The 21,614-nt window shown below is 63.8% G+C and carries 27 protein-coding genes; 12 read left to right on the forward strand and 15 right to left on the reverse strand.

From position 1 onward, the window contains the following. Positions 1-51 precede the first annotated feature (51 nt). Positions 52-576: a collagen-like protein gene (locus tag P6U30_RS30140; RefSeq protein WP_407166420.1), complete on the forward strand. Its 525-nt coding sequence runs from the start codon at positions 52-54 to the stop codon at positions 574-576. Between the two features lie 137 nt (positions 577-713). On the opposite strand, the gene P6U30_RS30145 is transcribed toward P6U30_RS30140, so the two are convergent. Then, complete coding sequence (locus tag P6U30_RS30145) at positions 714-1,127, reverse strand: hypothetical protein (protein WP_407166421.1); 414 nt, start codon at positions 1,125-1,127, stop codon at positions 714-716. Positions 1,128-1,312: 185 nt separating this feature from the next. Further along, positions 1,313-1,579 carry a DUF2277 domain-containing protein gene (locus P6U30_RS30150; RefSeq protein WP_407166422.1) on the reverse strand — a complete coding sequence of 89 codons (267 nt, stop codon included), beginning with the start codon at positions 1,577-1,579 and terminating at the stop codon, positions 1,313-1,315. Positions 1,580-1,701: 122 nt separating this feature from the next. Here P6U30_RS30150 and P6U30_RS30155 point away from each other — a divergent pair, with 122 nt between their 5' ends. Continuing rightward, positions 1,702-1,947, forward strand: a complete 246-nt coding sequence (locus P6U30_RS30155) for a DUF2188 domain-containing protein (RefSeq protein ID WP_407148175.1) — start codon at positions 1,702-1,704, stop codon at positions 1,945-1,947. A gap of 15 nt (positions 1,948-1,962) precedes the next feature. On the opposite strand, the gene P6U30_RS30160 is transcribed toward P6U30_RS30155, so the two are convergent. After that, positions 1,963-2,652 (reverse strand): ArsR/SmtB family transcription factor, encoded by a 690-nt coding sequence (locus tag P6U30_RS30160; protein ID WP_407166423.1) that lies wholly within the window; start codon positions 2,650-2,652, stop codon positions 1,963-1,965. A gap of 129 nt (positions 2,653-2,781) precedes the next feature. Between P6U30_RS30160 and P6U30_RS30165 the strand changes: the two genes are divergently transcribed. From P6U30_RS30165 to P6U30_RS30180, 4 genes are all read left to right on the forward strand, one after another. Further along, positions 2,782-3,183 (forward strand): nuclear transport factor 2 family protein, encoded by a 402-nt coding sequence (locus tag P6U30_RS30165; RefSeq protein WP_407166424.1) that lies wholly within the window; start codon positions 2,782-2,784, stop codon positions 3,181-3,183. 111 nt (positions 3,184-3,294) lie between these two features. Next, on the forward strand, positions 3,295-4,350 hold the full coding sequence (locus tag P6U30_RS30170) for an alpha/beta fold hydrolase (protein ID WP_407166425.1): 1,056 nt from the start codon (positions 3,295-3,297) through the stop codon (positions 4,348-4,350). Positions 4,351-4,545: 195 nt separating this feature from the next. After that, positions 4,546-5,151, forward strand: a complete 606-nt coding sequence (locus P6U30_RS30175; protein ID WP_407166426.1) for an MSMEG_1061 family FMN-dependent PPOX-type flavoprotein — start codon at positions 4,546-4,548, stop codon at positions 5,149-5,151. Positions 5,152-5,297: 146 nt separating this feature from the next. Then, positions 5,298-5,705, forward strand: coding sequence for a hypothetical protein (locus tag P6U30_RS30180; RefSeq protein WP_407166427.1), 408 nt, complete (start codon positions 5,298-5,300; stop codon positions 5,703-5,705). 96 nt (positions 5,706-5,801) lie between these two features. Here the strand turns inward: P6U30_RS30180 and bfr are convergent, their stop codons facing one another. Both bfr and P6U30_RS30190 read right to left on the reverse strand, forming a co-directional pair. Next, positions 5,802-6,290, reverse strand: a complete 489-nt coding sequence (gene bfr / locus P6U30_RS30185) for a bacterioferritin (RefSeq protein WP_407166428.1) — start codon at positions 6,288-6,290, stop codon at positions 5,802-5,804. Between the two features lie 131 nt (positions 6,291-6,421). Then, on the reverse strand, positions 6,422-6,682 hold the full coding sequence (locus P6U30_RS30190) for a bacterioferritin-associated ferredoxin (protein ID WP_407170571.1): 261 nt from the start codon (positions 6,680-6,682) through the stop codon (positions 6,422-6,424). Between the two features lie 412 nt (positions 6,683-7,094). On the opposite strand from P6U30_RS30190, the gene P6U30_RS30195 reads away from it, so the two are divergent. After that, a complete protein-coding gene (locus tag P6U30_RS30195; RefSeq protein WP_407166429.1) occupies positions 7,095-7,397 on the forward strand; it encodes a hypothetical protein in 303 nt (100 codons plus the stop codon). A gap of 233 nt (positions 7,398-7,630) precedes the next feature. Next, positions 7,631-7,912: a hypothetical protein gene (locus P6U30_RS30200; RefSeq protein ID WP_407166430.1), complete on the forward strand. Its 282-nt coding sequence runs from the start codon at positions 7,631-7,633 to the stop codon at positions 7,910-7,912. A gap of 62 nt (positions 7,913-7,974) precedes the next feature. Here the strand turns inward: P6U30_RS30200 and P6U30_RS30205 are convergent, their stop codons facing one another. From P6U30_RS30205 to ettA, 5 genes are all read right to left on the reverse strand, one after another. After that, positions 7,975-8,319, reverse strand: a complete 345-nt coding sequence (locus tag P6U30_RS30205; protein ID WP_407166431.1) for a DUF3088 domain-containing protein — start codon at positions 8,317-8,319, stop codon at positions 7,975-7,977. A 130-nt stretch (positions 8,320-8,449) separates the two neighbouring features. Beyond that, the gene (locus tag P6U30_RS30210) at positions 8,450-9,649 is read right to left on the reverse strand and encodes a lytic murein transglycosylase (RefSeq protein ID WP_407170572.1); all 1,200 of its coding nucleotides are present in this window, start codon (positions 9,647-9,649) and stop codon (positions 8,450-8,452) included. A 159-nt stretch (positions 9,650-9,808) separates the two neighbouring features. Next, complete coding sequence (locus tag P6U30_RS30215; RefSeq protein ID WP_280976116.1) at positions 9,809-10,393, reverse strand: TIGR00645 family protein; 585 nt, start codon at positions 10,391-10,393, stop codon at positions 9,809-9,811. Positions 10,394-10,568: 175 nt separating this feature from the next. Continuing rightward, positions 10,569-11,012, reverse strand: coding sequence for a RidA family protein (locus P6U30_RS30220; RefSeq protein ID WP_407166432.1), 444 nt, complete (start codon positions 11,010-11,012; stop codon positions 10,569-10,571). Positions 11,013-11,079: 67 nt separating this feature from the next. Beyond that, positions 11,080-12,729: an energy-dependent translational throttle protein EttA gene (gene ettA, locus P6U30_RS30225; RefSeq protein ID WP_407166433.1), complete on the reverse strand. Its 1,650-nt coding sequence runs from the start codon at positions 12,727-12,729 to the stop codon at positions 11,080-11,082. Between the two features lie 254 nt (positions 12,730-12,983). On the opposite strand from ettA, the gene P6U30_RS30230 reads away from it, so the two are divergent. Together P6U30_RS30230 and P6U30_RS30235 are read left to right on the forward strand one after the other, a co-directional pair. Further along, positions 12,984-13,235, forward strand: coding sequence for a hypothetical protein (locus P6U30_RS30230; protein WP_407166434.1), 252 nt, complete (start codon positions 12,984-12,986; stop codon positions 13,233-13,235). 104 nt (positions 13,236-13,339) lie between these two features. Further along, positions 13,340-14,302 (forward strand): D-2-hydroxyacid dehydrogenase family protein, encoded by a 963-nt coding sequence (locus P6U30_RS30235; protein WP_407166435.1) that lies wholly within the window; start codon positions 13,340-13,342, stop codon positions 14,300-14,302. A gap of 47 nt (positions 14,303-14,349) precedes the next feature. On the opposite strand, the gene P6U30_RS30240 is transcribed toward P6U30_RS30235, so the two are convergent. Both P6U30_RS30240 and P6U30_RS30245 read right to left on the reverse strand, forming a co-directional pair. Further along, on the reverse strand, positions 14,350-15,099 hold the full coding sequence (locus tag P6U30_RS30240) for a DUF4336 domain-containing protein (protein WP_407166436.1): 750 nt from the start codon (positions 15,097-15,099) through the stop codon (positions 14,350-14,352). 92 nt (positions 15,100-15,191) lie between these two features. Next, positions 15,192-16,391 carry a L,D-transpeptidase gene (locus P6U30_RS30245; protein ID WP_407166437.1) on the reverse strand — a complete coding sequence of 400 codons (1,200 nt, stop codon included), beginning with the start codon at positions 16,389-16,391 and terminating at the stop codon, positions 15,192-15,194. A gap of 328 nt (positions 16,392-16,719) precedes the next feature. Here P6U30_RS30245 and P6U30_RS30250 point away from each other — a divergent pair, with 328 nt between their 5' ends. Next, complete coding sequence (locus P6U30_RS30250; protein ID WP_407166438.1) at positions 16,720-17,652, forward strand: hypothetical protein; 933 nt, start codon at positions 16,720-16,722, stop codon at positions 17,650-17,652. 8 nt (positions 17,653-17,660) lie between these two features. On the opposite strand, the gene sseA is transcribed toward P6U30_RS30250, so the two are convergent. From sseA to P6U30_RS30265, 3 genes are all read right to left on the reverse strand, one after another. Next, the gene (sseA, locus tag P6U30_RS30255; protein ID WP_407166439.1) at positions 17,661-18,518 is read right to left on the reverse strand and encodes a 3-mercaptopyruvate sulfurtransferase; all 858 of its coding nucleotides are present in this window, start codon (positions 18,516-18,518) and stop codon (positions 17,661-17,663) included. Positions 18,519-18,658: 140 nt separating this feature from the next. Next, a complete protein-coding gene (locus P6U30_RS30260; RefSeq protein ID WP_407166440.1) occupies positions 18,659-19,072 on the reverse strand; it encodes a rhodanese-like domain-containing protein in 414 nt (137 codons plus the stop codon). A 116-nt stretch (positions 19,073-19,188) separates the two neighbouring features. Beyond that, positions 19,189-20,364: a vWA domain-containing protein gene (locus tag P6U30_RS30265; protein ID WP_407148193.1), complete on the reverse strand. Its 1,176-nt coding sequence runs from the start codon at positions 20,362-20,364 to the stop codon at positions 19,189-19,191. A 342-nt stretch (positions 20,365-20,706) separates the two neighbouring features. On the opposite strand from P6U30_RS30265, the gene P6U30_RS30270 reads away from it, so the two are divergent. Beyond that, positions 20,707-21,549: an AAA family ATPase gene (locus tag P6U30_RS30270; RefSeq protein WP_407166441.1), complete on the forward strand. Its 843-nt coding sequence runs from the start codon at positions 20,707-20,709 to the stop codon at positions 21,547-21,549. Positions 21,550-21,614 lie beyond the last annotated feature (65 nt).

The raw sequence follows: 21,614 nt of genomic DNA on the forward strand, positions 1-21,614 counted from the left end.
TGTCATCCAACCTCTGTTACAACCGACTTGAAATCGCGACGGAGCATATCAGTGGCTGACGACACGACCTCCCGCCAGGGGCCGCGGGGACCACAGGGGCCGCAAGGCCGTCAGGGTGAGCCGGGACGTCCCGGTCCACAGGGACACCCGGGGCGGCCGGGACCGGAAGGGCCACGCGGCAAGCCGGGTCCACAGGGAAAGGCGGGAGCAGTCGGCAAGGCGGGACCACAGGGTAAGCCCGGGGCGCCGGGCAAGGCAGGCCCGCAAGGCGTCCGCGGCGAGCCCGGCCCGCAAGGTCCGCAGGGCCCCGCGGGTCCGCGCGGCGAAGCCGGACCGCCCGGTCAGTTGCCGTCGATTGATCAGGTGATGCCATGGCTACACATGATCTTCGACGCCTGGGAGGACTACAAGCGCACCAAGGAGCGCGAAGCGGCCGAGCAGGCCGAGCACGACGCAGCCGAACGTGCCGCTGCTGAGGCGATCGCCCTCGACGTCGACGCCGGGGATTTCGGCGATGATGATGATGACGACGATCGCAAGAAAAAGAAGAAGCGCCGCAAGGATAAGAACAAGTAACACGTCTCGTCCCCTTAAAGCGCGATGAGATCGGGAATCGTCATCGCGCTTCAGCTCCTTGTTTGAGCATGATCTCCGCGCAAACGCTCCGCGTTTGTCGCGAGGGGAAACAGCTTCGCACTCTTCCGGATCATGCTCTAGCTTCGCGGGCACTCCTTGTAGCCGAACCGGTCGATGATCATCGCGCCCGGGATCGCGTGGAATTCCAGCGTCTCCATGTAGTGATGCGCCAGCACGTACTGCCGCAGCGCGGGCTTGTAGGCATTCAGCATCCGCTGGGTCGATGTGGGATTGATGTTGCGCTGGCGATCGTGGCCGGCGTGAAATAGCAGCGTCGCGCTGCGCTCGACGCAAACATTGCGCAGCCCGAGGAATAGCGTGCAGTTCGACTGACAATGTCCTTTGATACGGAATAGCTCGCCGGTCGCGTTGGCCCGGTCGATCTCGGGCTGGAATTTTCCGATCCAGCCGCCCATGCCGTAGCCCTCGGACGTGCCGGCACAGGCGGCCGACGACGCCAACGCAACGACCAGTGCAATGATGATGCGCATGGCGTGCCCTCAGTTCGCAACAGACAACGCCCGTTAGAGCCGCTTTGCAAGCGCGCCGTGGCGCTCGGCGGTCGGCAGCGCGAAACGAGATGGATGAACCGGAAGACCCAGCGCATGGCGTAGCGCCAGGCGATGCTTGCGAACGCTCCGCAGATCGTCGGGATGAACGCCTGTGAATGTTCGCCTCAGCCGAACCGCAGACGGGAGCGCTCCCTCGCCTTTTCCGCCTCGATCTCGCGGTCGCGCGCCGGCGCCGTGGTCTGCAATGAGATCAAAAGCTTTCGCGCGGCTTCGGAGACCTCAGTCACGGCAAGGTTGAATGCGGCCTCGTTCGCCTGCGACGGCTTGTTGAAGCCGGACAGTTTGCGCACGAACTGTAGCGCCGAGGCGTGAATCTCCTCCTCCGTGGCAGGCGGCTCGAAATTGAACAACGTCTTGATGTTGCGGCACATGATGGTCTCCCTCACCCCCAAGCTGCTTGGGCGGCTGCCCTCAGGACGATCGGCTGCTGCAAAATACGACATCGTGGTTTATTCTGGCACCCCTCATCGTCCACGGTTTAGCGAGGTTCCCGATGAGCCACGTGATCTATAAGGTCGTACAGCACGACGGCGGCTGGGCCTATACCGTCAACGGGGTGTTTTCGGAACCGTTTCCAACGCGTGCCGCAGCGCTCGCGGCCGCGCGACGGGCCGCGACCGAACAGCGCGTCCCTGGGCGCACCGAGGCGATCCAGTACGAAACTTCCGACGGCAAGTGGATGACCGAGACCGCTGCCGGCAATGATCGCCCCGAGACGGATGTCGAGGAGGGCCGCTAAGGCATCTGCACGTCGTCAAAACGGAACCTGCACGCCAAGCCGATCGAAGAACGCCCGTCCCCGATCCGTGATCCGCAACGCACGTGGAATGCGATGCGGTGTGACACAGCGCGCCGCGAGCAGTCGCACGAGCACTGCATTGGCAAACGGACCGGCGAGATGCGGCACGCGCTCGGTCCAATCGTTGCAGAGCCGCAGATGGGGCTGCCGCGCGGGATCGAAATCGATCTCCTCGGCCCGACACCAGGCCAGCCCCTGCTCCGTGACCTGTCCGCTGCGGCCTTCGACGATGACGAGTCGGCGGCGGATCAGCGCGTTCGACAGCAGCACGCCGAGCTGACCCGCCAAATGATGGTAACAGGTGCGAGATCGCCTGAGCTGCTCGGCCGGCATTGCACGTCCGCGCGCGGCATTGGTTCTGGCGGCCAGATCGACCAAGGTCTCGATCAGCGCCGCCACGTCGTCGTCCCTGATCCGGTAGTATCTGAACCTGCCCTGCGCCCACACCGACAGCACGCGCGCATCGACCAGCTTCTGCAGGTGTGCACTTGCGCTTTGCGGTGAGATGCCGGCAATGACGGCGAGTTCGCCTGCGGGCAAAGCCTTGCCATCGGCGAGCGCACTGACCATCGCCTCGCGCGCCGGATCGCCGAGCGCCTCCGCGATCCGCGAAAATCCTGTCTGCACGGATTGCGATGAACCCATGGCATCGTCCTCCAGTTCGCTCAGCGTCCCAACCATACGACATGAAACTCATTTCAGATTTTCCTGAAACATCAGGACCGCCTGTTGGCCGAAATTGGTGCCGTTCAACAGAACTGCAAGGGAACAATCATGACAGCCGACAAGAACGACGCAGAACGCATCTACCGGCTCTGGGACGAAGCCCTCGGCAACAAGGACCTGGAGGCGGCGCTGGCGCTCTATGCACCGGACGCTTCGATCGAAAGCCCGCTGGTTCAGCACCTGATGCAGACGAACGAAGGGATCGTCCGCGGCAAGGACAGGCTGCGCGAGTTCATCACACGGGTGTTCCGGACCAGCCCGCCGCAGCGCAGGCGCTTCAAGCAGGGCTTCTTTACCGACGGCCGGGTCATCACCTGGGAATATCCCCGGCAGTCTCCGGACGGCAATCAGATGGATCTCATCGAGGTCATGGAAATCAAGGACGGCCTGATCCAGTCCCACCGGGTCTACTGGGGATGGTACGCGCTCAACATCTTGAAGGGAGGCTAGGTCGATAATTCTCGCCCGGTCGCGCGGCGCGCCACTCGGACGGATGCTTCCGCCATGATAGGCTTGCGCCCACGCGGCTGGACAAAGACGCCGCGCCCGGGGAGAAGCACGATGATCCGTTTGTGCGCGGCGCTTGTGGCCGCTCTCGTCTCGATGTCGGTATCGGCTGCAGACTATCCCGCGCCGCAGGACGGCGAGTGGACCGCGAGGGACTTCAAGTTTCACACTGGCGAGATCATGCCGGAGCTGCGGCTGCACTACACCACGATCGGCGCGCCGAGCGGACAGCCGGTACTGGTGCTGCACGGCTCCGGCGGCTCGGCCGTCAGCATGCTGACACCGACTTTCGCGGGCGAATTGTTCGGGCCCGGGCAGCCGCTGGACGCATCGAAATATTACATCATCATTCCCGACGGCATCGGGCACGGCAAATCGTCGAAGCCGTCGGATGCGATGCGGACGAGCTTCCCGAAATACGACTACAACGACATGGTCGACGCGCAGTACCGGCTCGTGACCGAGGGTCTCGGCGTCAAGCACCTGCGGCTCGTGATCGGCAACTCGATGGGCGGGATGCACACCTGGATCTGGGGCGTGCGCTATCCGCAGATGATGGACATCCTGGTACCGATGGCCTCGCAGCCGACCGCGATGGCGGCGCGCAACTGGATCCTGCGGCGGACGATGCTGGATACGATCCGCAACGATCCCGACTACAACAACGGCAACTATATGAGCCAGCCGCGAATGATGAAATTCGCGATCGCGGCCTACCGCTTCGCGAGCGCCGGCGGTACGCTCGCCTACCAGGCCCTGGCGCCGACCGCGACGCAGGCCGACAACATGGTCGATGAGCAACTGGCGCAGCCGGTGACATCAGATGCCAACGACTTCATCTATCAATGGGAAGCCTCGCACGACTACGATCCGTCCGCGGGAATGGAGAAGATCGAGGCGACACTGCTCGCGATCAACGCCGCCGATGACGAACGCAATCCACCGGAGACCGGCGTCACCGAGGCCGCTGTGAAGCGGATCAAGCACGGCAGTATCTATTTGATCCCGGCCAGCTCCGAGACGCGCGGTCACCTCACCACCGGCAGTGCCAGGTTCTATGCCCGGCAGTTGCAGGAGTTGCTGCAGACTGCGCCGCAGCGGACGATGTAACGATCGCGATCAGTCGATGATGCAGGACCGCTGCGCAAGATAGCGCTGCGCCTGCCTGACACGATTGGAGATGGCCGGCGGGCCCGCCGGTTTCGGCTTCGTCCGCGGAGCTGGAGCCTGGAATCACTCAAGCGCAGGATGACGCGGGCGGCTTCGGGTGTTACGCTGAGCTCAACATCACACCGGGAGAGCACCGTGACCGATCTTGCCGCAGCCGACCTCGCCGCGATCTATCCGCAGCCGACCGCGCGCGTGATCGCCAAAGCGCGTCCTAGCATCGACGCACATGCACGAAAATTCATCGAGATGTCGCCGTTCTGCGTGCTGGCAACGTCCGGCTCCGATGGCAGCGTCGATGCATCGCCGCGCGGAGGCACGCCTGGGTTCGTCAGCGTGACCGGACCAAACCAGCTCCTGCTGCCGGACCGCTCCGGCAACAACCGCATCGACAGTTTCCGCAACATCGTCGAAGGCTCGGGTCTGCTACAGTTGATCTTCTTCGTCCCCGGCATCGACGAGACGCTGCGCGTGGGCGGCATGGGCCGGCTGTCGGGCGATCCCGATCTGCTGGCGTCGATGATCGAGTTCGGCAAGCCGCCGCGTGCGGTGCTGCGGGTCGACGTCAAAGAAGCCTATTTCCACTGCGGCAAGGCGTTGATGCGCTCGAAATTGTGGGCGGCGGAGACCCGCGTCGAGCGCAAGGTATTCCCGAGCATCAGCCAAGTGATCCATGAGCAGACCGCGCTCGGCGAACCGGAGACCCAGGAGACCGTCTACGAGCGCTACAAGACCCAACTCTGACGCGACACGGGTCGCCTTCCGGGATTTTGAGACAAGTTTCCGTATTAAGATTACTTCTTAACTAATAATTAAGGATCGGTTTGCGGACGCAACGGGGCACGGCTTAGCGTCCGCACGAGTTCGTAACGCAAGAGCTGGTGCGTGCCATGACCTATAAAATCTATCGGGCGCTGGTTGCGTCCGCCGGCGTTGCCGCGCTGATGTTTGGGTGCGCGACCGAGACTTTCGCAAGATCAGGAGCGGCGGCGCGCGGCGCGTTTGCTGCACCCCATCCGGCCTTCCGTCATCATGGACGTATCCCCGGCGCGTTCTGGCCGGCCACGGTCGGCTTTGATTCCGGTCCGGCCGGGGAGCCACTCGTCGAGACCGCGCCGCCGATCTCGAACGACGTCCGTTACACCTACACCTATGACGTTCCCTGGGACTGGGCGCATCGCTATCCGCCGGCGGTGGTGCCGTCGGACCGCCCTTATGTCTCGAGCTGCCCGACCGAGAGCGTCACTGTTCCTGGACGCGGCGGAGACCATACTGTCAACATCACCCGGTGCTACTGACGCGCGGGGATCGAGCCGGCATCACAAGCAAAAAGGCCGCCCCTTTGGGCGGCCTTTCGCAATTCTGAGATTGATGTCGAGTCCCGCGGACGCCGGTCAGGACTCATCGCCCTTCAGATGGCCGACGTGCTTCTGGGTATAGAGCTCGAGGCCGATGCGCTTGATCAGGTCGAGCTGGGTCTCGAGGAAGTCGATGTGATCCTCCTCGTCCTTCATCAATTCCTCGAACAGATCGCGGCTGACATAGTCCTTGACGCCGTGGCAGTAGGTCGCCGCCTCCTGGTACAGCGCGCGTGCGGCGATTTCGGACGCGAGATCGCACTCGATGATTTCCTGGACGTTCTGGCCGATCTTCAGGGGATCGAGCACCTGCAAGTTCGGAAAGCCCTCAAGGAACAGAATGCGAGCGACGAGTTTGTCGGCGTGCTCCATCTCCTCGATGGATTCCTTGCGCCAGACCTTGGCCATCTCCAACAGGCCCCAATTGTCCAGCATCCGGTAATGCAGCCAGTACTGGTTGATGGCGGTCAGTTCGCTGCGCAGCCCCCTGTTGAGATAGTCGATGACTTTCGGGTCGCCTTGCATGATCCACTCCACCTGTCGCGGCCAAAATCGGCCAGAATCCAATTTAGAATGCTTCTAAGTCAGATCGCTGACAAGGGCAACCCTCCGCAGAAGGCGTGGATAATCCTGACGGCAGGCGATTTGGCGAGGGATCAGCAGGCCGCGAGCGCGAATTCGGCTGGCTCGGTGGTCTCGTCGTTGGCCGCGTGCGGGCAACCGGCACAGCAGGCCTTGGCGCAGGGGCCAAGCGCCTCATCGATAATGGCCTTGATCGTGCGGGCACACCGGCCGCATTCGGCACTGCAGCCGAGACAGCCGTACATCTGCTTGGCATTTCGCGTCAGGGACCCGCCGGCATTTACGGCGTCGCGGACATCTTGGTCGCTGAGGACGTTACAGGAACAGACAATCATCAGGAAAGGCAGGTCCATCGGTGATGCTTGCCATTATCGATATTGTCGGCATCGCCGGGATGCAAAAGGAAAAAGCGCTTTTTGAAGCAATTCCAAACTGATGCGGGATTCATATTGGAACGAGTCTAAACCGGGCGCGACCTCCACGAGCTTCGTGGCCGTCGCAAAGGCTCGGCGTGCTCAATCGCTGCTTCCACCGCTCCCGCCATCGCCACCAATTGAATCGCCGCTTGTGCCGAGGGGCGCCCCTGTGAGCCCCCCTCACCGCCCGAGCCGCAGCTCGACCCGTCGAACACGTATTCGTGGCCAAATGAGGCGGCTCCGTTCATTGATCGTTCAAGCGAAATATGGAACCTTCGAGCCGACAGATCGCTCACACGCTGTCCTTGCTCCCGAGAGGAAAGGTGAGGCCATGAAGAAGACTTTGCTGGCGCTTTGCGCCGCCGCCACCCTTGCGGTTTCGGCCGTGGCGGTCCCCGCCCCTGCCCACGCACAACGCGGTGTCGCCGCCGGCGTCGCTGCGGGCTTGATTGGCGGCGCCATCGTCGGCGGCGCGATCGCATCACAGAACGGCTACTATTACGGCCCCGGCTATTACGCGCCACCGGCCTATGTCGCAGGACCGGGATACTACGGCCCGGATTGCTATTGGCAGCGTCAGCGCTTCTGGGATGGCTACGGCTGGCGTGTCCGCAACGTCAGGGTCTGCGATTAATCCCCGTTCATCTCGATTAAATCGAACCAGACGTCCCGGAGAGCCGACTGTTTTCCGGGACGTCCGCTTTATGGGGCCCGAAAAAACCGCTTTCTTGGCCGATAGAGCGCCGGACGTTTACTTTCGATTGACTGTTCTGCGCTGTTTAGCAAGACAGCAGTTCGAACCAGCGTGTGAGTCACCTCAAACCCGGCGTCGGACCACGGCGCCCCCCTTCCAGGAGAGCCAAAGACATGAAGAAGACTTTAGCTGCCCTTGTCGCCGTCACCACGATTGCCGGTTCGCTGGCCGTTGCCCCGGCCGCCAAGGCTGGCGACGGCGCAGTCGCGGCCGGCGTTGCCGGTGGCCTGATCGGCGGCGCCCTGCTGGGCGGCGCCATTGCGGCGAGCCGTCCCGCCCCGGTCTATGTCGCGCCGGCGCCGGTTTATGTCGAAGAAGCCCCATGCCGCTGGGTTCGCGAGCGGTTCTGGGACGGCTACGGCTGGCGCTTCCGTCGCGTCCAGGTTTGCGACTGATCCAGCAACGCAGCTTCATTTGCTTCGAAAACCCGGCCTTGTCTGGCCGGGTTTTTCTTTGGTCACGGATGCGGTTCGGGAATTCCGTGCCGGAGGCTCAACACCCGCAGGATAGCGTCCCTACCTTCGACGAACCGGTGGCCATTCGCGCGGCCGGTTTCCAACCCGGCCTCGGCATCGTCTCCAAGCACGAGCACCGGAAGCGACTGGTTCTCGCCGCCGATCAATTCGGCAACCTCGCGCCGCGGCCGAGGCCAAGCGATCCGCTCAACGTCGATCGCAGCGGCCAGTTGCGGAAACGATGCAAGCACCCCTTCCAGCAACGCGCAGTGCCAGCAATAGAAGCGCTGCCCTGGGAAGGCCGGATCTTCGAAACCGGGCTTGAGAAGAAACAGCCTGTCGCGCACCGTGTTTCCCCCACGAGTGTCTATCAGAGTTAGGATCGAAACGGTTCGGCCACAGACACCATTCACCTCTCCCCGACGGGGAGAGGTGAACCTGCGTTGCCGCTCCAGCTCAACTTCATGTCATCACTCTCTAGTGTTGCCCCCGCATCGCGCGCAGCACCGTGTCGCTCGGCCAGCAATCGACCTTTAGTCCGGCCTGCTTCTGATAGGCGCCGAGCGCGGCGCGGGTCAGCATTCCGGCCTTGCCGTCGAGCTTGTCCTTGTAGAGGCCGATCCGCGTCAATTCACGCTGCATCGCCTCGACATCGGCGGAGCGCAGTTGCGTCGACGCCGACCACGGCGTCGCGAACGGCAGCGGGCTGGTCATGCGGTCGGCCAAATGGCCGACAAATAGCACGTAGAGGTCGGAGAAATTGTACTCCTTGATTACGAAGTAGTTCTTCGTGGTCAGGAAGGCGGGACCGTAGATGCCCTCCGGCTGCAGCAGCGAGGCGGGCTGCGCCTGCTCGGCGGCGCTGAGCTTCAGCCCGCGCACCGGCACGAAACCGGCATGGAGCCATTGGCCGATCGGCTTTGTCACCTCGGGCACGCCCATCGTGCAATCGACATCGGCCGGCGCCTTGACCTCGTAAGCCCAGCGCACGCCGGGCTGCCAGCCCTTGTTGACGAGCTGCTGCGCGGCGGAGGCGAGCGCGTCCGGCACCGAATGCCAGATGTCGACGCGGCCGTCGCCGTCAAGATCGACGCCGTGCTTGTAATATTCGGACGGCAGGAACTGGGTGTAGCCAGTCGCGCCGGCCCAGGAGGAGGTCAGTTCCTTGCGCCTCACCACCCCCTCGCCGAGGATCTTCAGCGCGAGGATGAATTCGCCGCGGTACTGATCCTTGCGGCGGCCGACATAGGCCTGCGTCGCGACTACGCGCAGCGTGTCGTAAGGCAGCGAATAGCGGCCATAGTCGGTCTCGCGGCCCCAGATCGCCAGCACGACCGGAGCCGGCACGCCGAAGCGCTTCTCGATCGCATCGAGCGCCGGGCGATACTTCTGCAGCAGCTTCTGCCCTTCCGTCGCAAGCCGCGCGATCGAGGCTTCCCTGACGTAATCGGCCGGCACCTGCACGAACTCGGCCTGCGCCGGCGCACCAGTCTTGGGACGCCCGGGCAAAATGAGGTCGGGCAGCTTGTAGTCGGGCTCGAGCCCACGGGTCTCGCGCTCGAAGGTTGCGCGCGACACGCCGGCGGCCTGTGCTTCCGGCCACAGCGAGGCAATGAACTGGGTGAAGGCGGCGTCGGCGGCGCGCGCGGGCGAGACGATCAGCCAGGAGAAAAGCAGAAGCCCGAAGGCAAGCGCGCGGAGAAAGGTCAAATCCAACAGCCTGTTCACGCAGCGGTCCAATGGGCACGCCGTCCGGCAACACCCGTCATGTTCGTACCGTGAGCCTTATCACGGCACCGGATGGCTGTGAACCGCGGGCCAGCCCGAGGACCGCGCTCAATGCGCGGCCTGCTGCTTGGCTCCCTCGATCGAGTCGTTCGACAGCTTGTCGACGATGGCGATGCCGATCGCCGACAGGATGAAAACGCAATGGATGATGGTCTGCCACATCACGCCGGTCTCGGTGTAGTTGCCCTTGCCCGACGTCAACGCGCCCGCCTCGATGAAGGTGCGCAGCAGATGGATCGAGGAGATGCCGATGATCGCCATCGCCAGCTTGATCTTCAGCACGCTGGCATTGACGTGGCTGAGCCATTCCGGCTCGTCGGGATGACCCTGCAGATTGAGGCGCGACACGAAGGTCTCATAACCGCCGACGATCACCATCACCAGCAGGTTCGAGATCATCACGACGTCGATCAGGCCGAGGACGGCCAGCATGATCTGCTGTTCGCTGAAATCGAAGGCATGGGCGAACAGGTGCCACAGCTCCTTCAGGAACAGCACCACGTAGACGCCCTGGGCAATGATGAGGCCGACATAGAGCGGCAATTGCAGCCAGCGCGATCCGAAGATCAGCATGGGAACAGGACGCAGCGACCGGCCCTTCAGGGGCGCGCGCACGTCGGAAATGGCGGACATGTCGTATAGCTCGCGGAATTTGGATTGCGGTGCGCTCTATCTACGCAATCGCGGGCCGTTGAAAAGCGACAACTGGCCGCAGATTGCGCCGCGATCCGGTCACGGTCTTACCGCCGCTTCAGCCCTTTCCGCCGGCCACAGGTCGGCAGCGCGGCATCGTCTTCACTTGTCGAGCTCAGCTCTGTGAACGAATGGCGACAACCATGTCCAATTCGATGGGCGCGCCTCGCGGTAGCTCGGCAACGCCGATCGAGGTGCGTGCGTGGCGCCCGCGCTCGCCGAGACGTTCGATGAGCCGATCCGAGGCGCCGTTCACGACTTGTGATTGCTGGGTGAATCCTGGCGCCGAGGCGACATACCCCGCGACCTTCAAGACTTGGACGATCTTGTCCTCGCCGCCCGCGGCGTGGCTGACGGCGGATATGCAGAGATCAGCGCACAACGCGGCAGCTTCCTGGGCAGCGTTAATATCGACGGCGGCTCCGACCTTGCCCGAGTAAAGAAGGTCTTCGCCGCGGCGAGGCAACTGACCACTCACATAGGCAAGTCCGCCATGGATCACGACCGGAACGTAGTTTCCTCCGGGCTTGTTCACGCCAGCAGGGCCATCCGTAGACATTCTGTGTCACCCTTCTGCCTCGTGCGGGGCATCCTCGACAGGTCCGACGACCGTCGCGGCCGCCCGATCACCGCGTCAGCTTCTTGTACTTCACGCGATGCGGAATGATGCTGTCCTGGCCGAGCCGGCGCATCTTGTCCTTCTCATAGTCCTGGAAGTTACCCTCGAACCATTCGACATGGCTGTCGCCCTCGAAGGCCAGGATGTGGGTCGCGATGCGGTCAAGGAACCAGCGATCGTGGCTGATGATGACGGCGCAGCCGGCAAAATCCTCCAGCGCCTCTTCCAGCGCGCGCAGCGTATCGACGTCGAGATCGTTGGTCGGTTCGTCGAGCAGCAGGACGTTGGCGCCCGACTTCAGCATCTTGGCGAGATGCACGCGGTTGCGCTCGCCGCCGGAGAGCGCGCCGACCTTCTTCTGCTGGTCCGCGCCCTTGAAGTTGAAGGCCGAGCAATAGCCGCGTGAATTGACTTCCTTCTTGCCGAGCAGGATCAATTCGTTGCCGCCTGAGATCTCCTCCCACACGGTCTTGCTGCCGTCGAGCGCATCGCGCGACTGGTCGACATAGCCGAGGTGCACGGTCTCGCCGACCGTGATGGTGCCTTTGTCCGGCGTCTCCTGCTTGGTAATCATCTTGAACAGCGTGGTCTTGCCGGCGCCGTTCGCGCCGATCACCCCGACGATGCCGCCGGGCGGCAACTTGAAGGTGAGATCGTCGATCAGCAGGCGGTCGCCGAAGCCCTTGCTGAGGCCTTCGAAGTCGACCACGTTGGCACCGAGCCGCTCGGCAACCGGAATGATAATCTGCGCGGCCTGGGTCTGCTTCTCGCTCGCCTTCTTGAGCAGTTCCTCGTAGCGCTGGTAGCGAGCCTTCGACTTGGCCTGACGCGCCTTCGGCGAGGAGGCGACCCATTCCTGCTCGCGGGCCAGCGTCTTCTGATGCGCGGCCTCCTCGCGGCCCTCCTGCTCGAGCCGCTTCTGCTTCTGCACCAGCCAGGACGAGTAGTTGCCCTCATAGGGAATGCCGCGGCCGCGGTCGAGCTCGAGAATCCAGCCGGTGACGTTGTCGAGGAAGTAGCGGTCGTGGGTGACGATCAGGATCGCGCCCGGATAGTTCCGCAGATGGCTTTCCAGCCACGACACCGACTCGGCGTCGAGATGGTTGGTCGGCTCGTCGAGCAGCAGCAGGTCCGGCTGGTCGAGCAGGAGGCGGCACAGCGCGACGCGGCGGCGTTCGCCGCCCGAGAGCTTGGTGACGTCGGCATCATCAGGCGGACAACGCAGCGCATCCATCGCCTGGTCGACCTTGCTGTCGAGATCCCACAGGCCCTGGGCCTCGATCTCGTCCTGCAGCTTGGTCATCTCGTCCGCGGTCTCGTCGGAGTAGTTGACGGCGAGCTCGTTGTAGCGGTCGAGGATCGCCTTCTGCTTGGCGACGCCTTGCATGACGTTTTCGCGAACCGAGAGATCAGGGTCGAGATGCGGCTCCTGCTCGAGATAGCCGACACGGGCGCCATCGGCGACCCAGGCTTCGCCGGTATATTCCTTGTCGAGGCCCGCCATGATCTTGAGCAGCGTCGACTTGCCCGAGCCGTTGACGCCGAGTACGCCGATCTTGGCGTCCGGATAGAAGCTCAGATGGATGTTATCGAGCACCTTGCGGGTCGGGTAGCTCTTGGTCAGACCCTGCATGAAATAGATGAACTGGCGCGCCATCCGCTGTCCCTGGAATTGATCCGATTTGTGGAAATTTTGCTGCCGCCGATGTAACGGCCAGCCCCCGAAAGCGCAACCGCGGGCCGGCGTTTTCCGCTCCGTCGCCACGCGCGGTTACCGGTTCGACACCATGTGCGAGCCGGACCACGACAATTGAAACTATCTTTTAATAAATCAGGCCAAAACTCGTTCTCAGGCGCCGGAAATGGCGTTTTTCGCGGCAAAACCGCGATCGAAAGAGTAGAGGCCGCGTCATGGCTACCATCACTTCGGCATCTTTCCGGCATCCGGCGACCAGAAGCGAGACCGGGCTGTTCAACGAATTCCGTGCCTTCTGGCGCGCCTTCATTGCCAAGGCGTTCGATCCCTATCGGCCGGAACTGCACTATATGCGCGGCCCCGGCCCGGCCTGGCGCGCCAAGCACGTCGCCGTGTCACCCGCGGTGCAATCGATGCTCGCCGAAATCCGGACCGCGAAGGCGCAGAAGTCCTCTCCGTCAGCATAACAGCCGTCACCACGGCCGCTTGCGCGCCCGCCGATTGCGCGCGACCATGGCGAACTGCCGGCGGCGCATTGTCGCCGTCGCCCTCGCCATGAACGGACCTGCCAATGACGCGGCTTAGCTGTGCAATCCTCGACGACTATTTTGATCTCGCGCTTTCGGTCGCCGACTGGTCTCGGATCAAGGATCGCGTCGACGTCACGACCTTCCACAAGCCGTTTGCCGGCGAGGCCGAGACGGCGGCGAAACTGAGGGATTTCGACATCATCTGCGCGATGCGCGAGCGCACACCGTTTCCGCGTTCGCTGATCGAGGCGCTGCCGAAGCTGAAGCTCTTGATCACCTCGGGCATGCGTAACGCCGCGATCGATATGGACGCCGTCAAGGATCGCAACATCACGCTGTGCGGCACGCAGTATAACCGCGATCCCACGGCGGCCCTGGCGATGGGCCTGATCCTGGAACTCACCCGCGGCATCGGCCGCGAGAATGCGCGGATGCACGCTGGCGAAGCCTGGCAGACCTTCGCCGGCACCGAGATCGAGGGCAAGACGCTCGGCATCATCGGCCTCGGCAAGCTCGGCAGCAAGGTTGCCGCCATGGCCAAGCCCTTCGGCATGAACGTCATCGCCTGGAGCCCCAACCTCACGCCCGAGAAGTGCAAGGAGGTCGGCGTCGGCTACGCCAGCAAGGATGAGCTGTTCGCGACGGCAGACATCATCACCATCCATGTCGTGCTGAGCCCACGCTCGCGCGGACTGGTCGGCGCCGCCGACCTCGCGCGGATGAAGCCCTCGGCCTATCTCATCAACACTGCGCGCGGACCGATTGTCGATGAGGACGCCTTGCTCGCGGCGCTGCGCGGGAAGAAGATCGCGGGCGCCGGCATCGATGTGTTCGCGGTCGAGCCGCTGCCATCAGACCACCCACTCCGCAAGCTCGACAATGTCGTGATCACGCCGCATCTCGGCTACGCGACGCGCGAAGGCTTACAGACGCACTATCAGCAGATGGTCGAGTGCATCGACGCCTTCACCAGGGGCGGCGAGCTGCCGCGACGCCTGGCCTGAGACGCGCCGGGCCTGCCGCGGCAGAGTTGCGAAAGCCGCAGCTCCCTCTACGACTTCAATATCCAGCGAAATGCGCGTTGGAACTCGGCAGTCCCGTCACGGTCATACCAGCGGCCGTGGGCGAGGATGATCCGTTCGGGATTCCATTCGATCATACGGGCAACGGCGGCCTTCACCACGGCACGATTCTTCGCGAAGGTCAGCCGCATATCGCGCGGCGTGCTGCCGTCGGGATCGCGCACGCCGCCGATCCAGATCAGAAATCGCATCAGTGGTGAGTTGATCCGGTCCGCCTCGAAGTTCTCGATCAGGTCGGTCAGCACCAGTGTCCGCGACGGGAGATGGAAGAACACGACCTCCGTCATATACGTCCCTGCCACCGGCAATGTCGCGATCGTGTCATCCCAGGGATAGCCCGATGGCCGATCCAGCGTCTCGCCATCGCAAGCCAGCCGCGCGCCGGCCTGCTGCCTGATCCCCGGCGCGAGATAGACGCGGGCCTCGGGATAGGCGGTCTGCCAATCCGGTATCCACCAATAGTGCAGCCGGTTTGGTCCGACGATCCAGCAGGGCTTGCCGAGGCGTGCAACTTCGGCCTTGAGCGCGGCATCCAGCGGCGTCGGTGAATGAATGAACAGCCTGTCCCTGTCGAGACGAATGATCGTCGCACGCGTCGGAAACGGCATCTCGAGCCAGCGCGGACCGAACCGGATCACCGGGCCGTCGACGATCCACACATCGTCGGCAACCGGCTTCGGCGTGTTCAGGGGCGGATAGATGAGGCGAGCTTCGTGCATCGCATTGCCTCGCGGCCGCAACGTCGAGATGCCCAGCTTGTTACAAAAAAGGCGCGCTCAACGCGCGCCTTCTTCGGTGAATTGTGAGCCGGCTAGCGGACCGTGACCGGTGCGGGCAGCGGCTGGACGGAGGTCGGCTGCGTGCCCGGGAGCGGCGCGGCCTGTGGCGCCGCAGCGGCCACGGACGTGCTGTCGGGGGTCGGCGCAGCGGATGCCGTTGCCGTTCCCGACGGCGGGTTGCCCGGCCAGACAACCACGCGGGTGCCGACCTTGACCCGATCGAACAGGTCCGAGACGTCTTCGTTCAGCATGCCGATGCAGCCCGACGAGACGAACTTGCCGATGGTCGACGGCTGGTTGGTGCCGTGAATGCGGTACACGGTCGAGCCGAGATACATCGCACGGGCACCGAGCGGGTTGCCCGGTCCGCCGGCCATGAAGCGCGGCAGATAGGGCTGACGCTCGATCATCTCCGGCGGCGGATGCCAATCCGGCCACTCGGCCTTACGGGTGATCTTCTGCACGCCGGTCCAAGTGAAGCCGTCGCGACCGACCCGGACGCCATAGCGGATCGCCCGGCCGTTGCCGAGCACGTAATAGAGGTAGGTGTGCGGCGTATCGACCACGATGGTGCCAGCCGGCTCCTTGGTCTGGAACGCCACTTCCTGGCGCCGCAAGTTCGGCGCCAGTTGCGCCGGGCCGTCTTCCGGCTGCTCCTCCGGCGGCAGGGCAGCAATCTGCACCGGCTTGCCGTCGGCGCCGATCGGAGCCGACTGCGGCGGCACCGTTCCGGTGACGCCGGCCGCATTGACCGCGCCCGGCGGACGCATGCCGCTGCGATCATCTCCGTTCGGATTGGCGGGATAGACGACGTTGGCGGCGGGAACGCCGCCGTCACCATAAGGCTGCTGCTGCGTTCCGCTCTGTGGGCGATCGGCATAGATCACCGGCGGCGGGCCCATCGGGCGACCGTAGCGCGGATCATCCGGCGACATCACCGGGCCTGTCGGCGCACGGTCGGAATAAGCCGGCTGGGCGTTCATTGGACGACCGTAACGCGGATCGTCCGGCGACATCACCGGACCGGGCGGCGGCAACGCGGCCGAATTCTGCGGCGCATCATCGTCGTCGATCGCGTCGAAGTTCGGCATATTGCCCGGCGAATAGGGTTGGGGCGCCGCCGAATAGGCGGGACCCTGGGGCGCCGGATAACCCTGCTGTGCATGCGCAAACGAGGTTCCTGCCACGCCGAGAGCCGCGGCAGCGCAAATCGTCAGAATGCGGTTGATCATCATTGCTCTTGTATAGACCCCAAGCCACACCGGACCGTTAACGGCCCAATGACGGAAGATAGCGGCGCATTCAAGACAAATCCGCGAAACCCGGCTCAATTCGGGCATTTTGTGATCCCGTGTGACTACGGCCACGGTCTCTCATGACATGGGAAAAACCGTCTACGTGCCCAAAGTCATCGATCGCCTGCATTTTGTAACAAACAGTCCTCAAGCGTTGCGATATCCTCGAATCAGCCTGATTCGCGCTCGCGAACACTGGCTTTCTCGAGTGATCACCGCGTTCCCTGTTCATCAAGACCTCCCGCAGAAGGGGGAACCCGCGTCCATGCTTCCCGGCCTCCGTTTCCTGTTCGCCGCGATCGTGCTGGCGACGTCGCTCCTGGTGTTCGGGTTGGGCGCCGCAGCGCTGCTTCGCGCCGCGCATGAAGAATTCGCCAGCATACCCGCCCGCCAGGTTCCGCCCGAGCCGCAGTTCGCCCAGCAGCCGGAAACCTCGCCGGTGCTGGCGATGGCCCGCGTGGACCCGCCACCACCCGCGAACGAGCCATTCGCCGACACGGTGACAGCCGACAGCCCACCGCCTTCGCTTCCGGCCGCGTCCGAGCCGATCATCGCCGCGGAGCCGTCGCCGGCCGCCGAGCCGGAGAAGGTCGCCACCGTGAAGACGGATGATCCGCCTCCGCCGGCCGCCCCCGCGCCTGATGCGCAGACCGCGGAGAGTCCCGCGCCGGTGCAGGCCGCTGAAGCCACGCCGCAGGCTCCGGTCATGGACCTCCCGCCGCCAGCCGAGGCCGTGCCGCCGCCTGCGGATGCTTCACCGACGTTGTCGCCTGCTCCGGCGGCCGCCGAAGCCACGTCCACTCCGCTCGAGCCGAATCCCGCCGAGCCGAAGGTCGCCGCAGTAGCCGAGCCGCCTGCCGCAAGCAGCGAGGCCGCGCCCGCCATGGTTGCGCCAGAGCCCGCAGTCGCACCAGAACCCGCACCGGCGCCGTCGCCCGAGGCGATCGCGGCCGAGAGCAGGATTGCGACGCTGGGTGGACCGGAAGTCGTGATCGAACAGCCCGCTCCACAGAAGTCTGCCGAGACGAAGCAAGCGACCGTCGAGACGAAGCAGAAGGCGGACCACAGCGCGAGCAGCAAGCCGGCGCCGCGGAAGCAGCCCCGTTGGGCGAGCCGTGCGCGAGCGGCCCGGCAGGCGGCGGTTCAGCCGCAGGTGCTGGATCCGTTCGGCAACCCCGTGCCGGTGACCCGGCGATAGCGCCGTCGTCAGGCCGGCCCAGTTGCGATCGACGGGCCGTCGGCCTGTCCCCATTCCGACCACGAGCCGTCATACAGCGCCGTGTCGGTGACGCCGAGCCGGTAGAGCGCGAGCGTCAGCACGGCGGCCGAGACGCCCGAGCCGCAACTCGTCACGATCGGCGCGTCGAGCTTCACGCCGGCCCCCGTAAATGCCGTGCGCAGATCGTCGAGCGGCTTCATCGCGCCGGTGGCAGCATCGAACAAGAGGTTGTAGGGGACGTTGCGGGCGCCGGGGATGTGGCCCGCGCGGATGCCCGGCCGCGGCTCCGGCGCGCGGCCCTCGAAGCGGTCGGCGGCGCGCGCGTCGATCACCTGCTCTTTGCGATTTTCGACATTGGCGATCATCTGCTCGATGTTGCGCACGCGGTTCGGATCGTAGCTCGCCTTGAAGCTCGCAGGCTTGGGGTTGACCTCGCCGCTCTCGACCGGCCGGCCCTCGGCGCGCCACTTCTTCAAGCCCCCGTTGAGGATGCGAACATCGCGGTGGCCGTAGGAGAGGAACATCCACCAGGCGCGTGGCGCGGCGACCCAGCCGCCGGCATCATAGATCACGACCGTGTCAGCATTGCTGATGCCGAGCGCGCCGACATCGCGGCCGAACTGCTCGGCGCTTGGGAACATATGCGGCAGCGGATTGGAATGATCCGACACTGCATCGACGTCGAAGAACACAGCGCCCGGCAGATGCGCGGCGAGATAGTCGTCCTTCGGCAGCGGCAGCACACCGGGCAGCTTGAAGGTCGCGTCGAGCACCTTCACCTTGGCGTCGCCGAGATGCGCGGCCAGCCATTCGGTTGAGACAAGCGGATCGTCGGTGGCGGTCATGCTGTTAGCTCCTTCGTCATCCGGGGCGATGCGCAGTATCGAACTATGATGCGCAATTGCGCGTCTGAGAATCTCGCAAGACAACCTCTGGATTCCGGGTTCGCGCTCCACGCGCCCCGGAATGACGAGGATAGAGTCCCTCACCCCTTCTTCTTCGGCTCCCATGCCTCGATCGGCCCGCCGGCGTCACGCCATGCGGCGAAACCGCCGCCCATATGGGCGACCGGCTTCAGGCCCATGTCCTTTGCGGTCTTGGCGGCGAGCGCCGAGCGCAGGCCGCCGGCGCAGTGGAAGATGAACTTCTTGTCTTCCTGGAAGATCGGCTTGGCATAGGGGCTCTTCGGGTCGATCCAGAATTCCAGCATGCCGCGGGTGCAGGAGAAGGCGCCGGGGATCCTGCCTTCGCGCTCGATCTCGCGCGGATCGCGGATGTCGACGATGACGACGTCGTCCTTGCCGATCAGCTTGATCGCATCGGCCGCGCTGACCGTTTCGATCTCGGCATTGGCCTCGTCGATCATCGCCTTGATGCCGCGGTGGATGGTCTGGGACATGGGGGCTCTCCCTTACATCTTCTTGATCGTCATTCCGGGACGGTCCGAAGGACCAGACCCGGAATCTCGAGATTCCGGGTCAGCCGCTACGCGTCTGTCCGGAATGACAGCAACAACTATCGCACCAGCTCCCTCATCGCATTCTCCAGACCTTCGATCGTGATCGGATACATGCGCTCGGAGAAGATGCGGCGGATGATGGTGGTCGATTCCGAATAGTCCCAGTGCTTCTGCGCCACCGGATTGAGCCACACTGCATGCGGATAGGTGCGGATGATGCGGTCGAGCCAGACCGAGCCGGCCTCCTCGTTGACATGCTCGACCGAGCCGCCGGGGACCATGATCTCGTAAGGCGACATCGAGGCGTCGCCGACGAACACCACCTTGTAGTCGTGCGGATATTTGTGCAGCACATCCCAGGTCGGCGTGCGGTCGGTGAAGCGCCGCTTGTTCTGCTTCCAGACGCCCTCATAGAGGCAGTTGTGGAAGTAGAAATACTCCATGTGCTTGAATTCGCTCTTGGCGGCCGAGAACAATTCCTCGACCTGCTCGATATGCGAATCCATCGAGCCGCCGATATCGAAGAACACCAGCACCTTGACCGCGTTGCGCCGCTCGGGGCGCATGTGCACGTCGAGATAGCCGTGGTTGGCGGTCTCCTTGATCGTGGTGTCGAGATCGAGTTCATCAGGCGCGCCGGTCCGCGCGAATTTGCGCAGGCGTCGCAACGCGACCTTGATGTTTCGGATGCCAAGCTCGACATTGCCGTCGAGATCCTTGAACTCGCGCTTGTCCCACACCTTCACGGCGCGGTTGTTGCGGTTCTTCTCCTGCCCGATGCGGACGCCTTCGGGATTGTAGCCATGGGCGCCAAACGGAGACGTGCCCGCGGTGCCGATCCACTTGCTGCCGCCCTGGTGGCGGCCCTTCTGCTCCTCGAGCCGCTTCTTCAGCGTCTCCATGAGCTTGTCCCAGCCCATGGCCTCGATCTGCTTCTTCTCTTCCTCGGTGAGATATTTCTCCGCGAGCTTCTTCAGCCACTCCTCGGGGATCTCCGCCTTGTCCATGGCATCGAGCAGGCTCTCCAGCCCCTTGAACACGGAGCCGAACACGCGATCGAACTTGTCGAGGTTGCGCTCATCCTTCACCAGCGCTGAGCGCGACAAATAGTAGAAGTTCTCGACCGACTGTTCGGCGAGATCGGCGTCGAGCGCTTCCATCAACGTCAGATATTCCCGTAGCGTCACGGGGACCTGGGCGTCGCGCAACGATGTGAAGAACTGCAGGAACATACTCACCTAGATCGCCCGCTGGGCCGGTGCCGTCAAGAGGCCGAGACCGTGCTTCCCCCCGAGATCAGCCATTCATGTCCAATCGTGTTGCCGCAACTTTTGGTCCAGCGGACGTGCTTGCACGGCGTCGGCCATTCCGCAGCGCGGAAACATGATGTCTGACATTCCATGCGGATACCGCTTTCGGCACCGCTGCAGTGCGGAATCCGCGCTAGACCGCCCCGCTATTTCAACTACAATTGCGCGTGACAGGACATTGAAGAGGACATCCGACCGCTGTGAGAGCGGTCGTTTCGTGTGGGCGCCCGCGCGACCACCGAACGAACCAAGGCAAAGAGATAGATGAAATTCACGGGTACCAAGGACTACGTCGCAACCGATGACCTCAAGGTCGCCGTCAATGCTGCCATCGTGCTCGAGCGCCCGCTCCTGGTGAAGGGCGAGCCCGGCACCGGCAAGACAGTGCTGGCCGAGGAAGTCGCCAAGGCGCTCGACTCGCCGCTGCTCACCTGGCACATCAAGTCCACCACCAAGGCGCAGCAGGGCCTCTACGAATACGATGCCGTGTCGCGCCTGCGCGACAGCCAGCTCGGCGACGCGCGCGTGTCCGACATCAAGAACTACATCAAGCGTGGCAAGCTGTGGGAAGCCTTCACCAACCAGAAGCGCCCAGTGCTGCTGATCGACGAGATCGACAAGGCCGACATCGAATTCCCCAACGACCTGCTGCTCGAGCTCGACCGTATGGAGTTCCACGTCTACGAGACCGGCGAGACCATCAAGGCGAAGCTGCGCCCGATCGTGATGATCACATCGAACAACGAGAAGGAGCTGCCGGACGCCTTCCTGCGCCGTTGCTTCTTCCACTACATCAAGTTCCCGGACTCCGAGACGATGGGCAAGATCGTCGACGTGCACTTTCCCAACATCAAGAAGCGGCTGGTGGAAGAGGCGCTGCGTATCTTCTTCGAAGTGCGCGAGGTGCCGGGCCTGAAGAAGAAGCCCTCGACTTCCGAGCTGCTCGACTGGCTCAAGCTGCTCCTGAACGAGGACATCACGCCCGAGATGCTGCGTGAGCGCGATCCGCGCAAGCTGATCCCGCCGCTGCACGGCGCGCTGCTGAAGAACGAGCAGGACGTGCATCTGTTCGAGCGGCTGGCGTTCCTCAGCCGCCGCGAGGTCTAGCTCCGATATCGGCGAGCGCCGGGACCATGGTCCCGGCGTCTTGCTTTCATAACTCAACAAACAAA

Origin of the sequence: Bradyrhizobium sp. ORS 111, from assembly GCF_045571485.1 — a bacterium.
Classification (GTDB): domain Bacteria; phylum Pseudomonadota; class Alphaproteobacteria; order Rhizobiales; family Xanthobacteraceae; genus Bradyrhizobium.